This window comes from Methylorubrum aminovorans, assembly GCF_022179725.1.
In the GTDB taxonomy this organism is placed as follows: domain Bacteria; phylum Pseudomonadota; class Alphaproteobacteria; order Rhizobiales; family Beijerinckiaceae; genus Methylobacterium; species Methylobacterium aminovorans.
Genome location: NZ_BPRC01000081.1, coordinates 1 through 1549, shown reverse-complemented (window position 1 = coordinate 1549; position 1549 = coordinate 1). Strand labels below are relative to the sequence as shown.

Sequence of the window (1549 nt, the reverse complement as noted above, 5' to 3'; positions counted from 1 at the left end):
GATTTTGTTGAAAAACTCGCGGTCGAGTTGGATCGGGTGCAGGTCGGACGAGGGCGGCGGCTGGATGAGAGGGTGGCCCCGGCCGATCAGGCCGGGCTCGGCTGCGGCACCGGGATCAGCTTGGCGAGCTTCCTGAGGTTCTGGGCTGCCGCGGCGAGGTGGAACTCGTCCCGAGCCCCGTTCGGCCCCCGTAGCCGGAGTCGATCCAGCTTCAGGATCCGCTTGAGGTGGGCAAACAGCATCTCGACCTTTTTGCGCTCCCGCCGTGAGGTGCGGCCCTCCTCCGAGGCGCAGATGTCGCGCGCCATCTGCCGAGCACCTTCATGGATCGAGCGGGGGATCTTGCGGGCGGGTGCGTTGGGACAGCACCGAGGCTTCAGAGCGCAGGCGTCGCAGTCACGCTTGCTGGCGTGGTAGCGCATCATCCCATCCGCATCGACCAGCGGGGGCGGCGTCCGGTAGACCTTTTGGCGTTGCCGCAGTGGCTTGCCGGCTGGGCAAGTGTAGACGTCGGCTTCAGGGTCGTACGTGAAGGCTGACCGGCTGAAGGTGCCGTCGCTGCGCTCGGACTTGTCGAAGACAGGGATGTGCGGCTCGATCCCGCGCTCGTGCACCAGCCAGGCGAGGTGTTCGGCCGAGCCGTAGGCGCTGTCAGCCGCAAGCCGCGCCGGCCATAGCCCAAAGCGCTCCTGCGTGCGCGCGACCATGGTACGGGCCGCCCCGACCTCCGCCTGCCGGATCGCACGGCTGGCCTCGACGTCGACGATCACGGCGTGGTCGAGGTCGATCAGGTAGTTGGTGGCGTACGCGAAGAAGGCATGGCCCTTCATCGCGCCCGTCCACTGCGCCGCCGGGTCGGAACGGGAGATAAACTTCGGCGTGCTCTCGCTCGCGGCTCCCCAGGCAGCCTCGTCGAGGGTGTCGAGGTACTCGCGCACCGACCGGCGAGTCCGGGCCAAGTCGTCCCAATCGACGGACTCAGAAGCGTCCGCAGAGCGCTGCTTGTTGGCGTCGGCCCGGATCAGGCTAGCGTCGACCGCGAAGCCCTCACCACCCACGAGCCCCGCGTCGATGCAGCGTTGCACGGTGATCTCGAACACCTCGCGCAGCAGGTCGCTGTCGCGGAAACGGCCGTGGCGGTTCTTCGAGAAGGTCGAGTGGTCGGGCACCGCGCCTTCCAACCCGAGCCGGCAGAACCAGCGGTAGGCGAGGTTGAGGTGCACCTCCTCGCACAAGCGGCGCTCAGAGCGGATGCCGAAGCAGTAGCCGACGAGCAGCATGCGGATCATCAGTTCGGGATCGACCGAAGGCCGGCCCGTCGTGCTGTAGAAGGGCCGCAGATGCGCGCGCAGGCCCGACAGGTCGACGAAGCGATCGATGGCGCGCAGCAGATGGTCGGCGGGAACGTGGGTATCGAGCGAGAACTCGTAGAACAAGGCACCCTGTTCGACTTGCCGAGGTCCCATCATCTGCTTCGATCTCCGTCTCTCGACAGGAGTGAATCACCTCACGATTACCGTCGCAACACCCGAGTTTTTCAACAGAATCG

The 1549-nt window shown here is 66.4% G+C and carries 1 protein-coding gene; it reads right to left on the bottom strand.

Annotated elements, in window-relative coordinates; all coding sequences use genetic code 11:
• Positions 1 to 86: 86 nt before the first annotated feature.
• Positions 87 to 1469 (bottom strand): transposase, encoded by a 1383-nt coding sequence (locus MFF24_RS28575; protein ID WP_238229211.1) that lies wholly within the window; start codon positions 1467 to 1469, stop codon positions 87 to 89.
• Positions 1470 to 1549 lie beyond the last annotated feature (80 nt).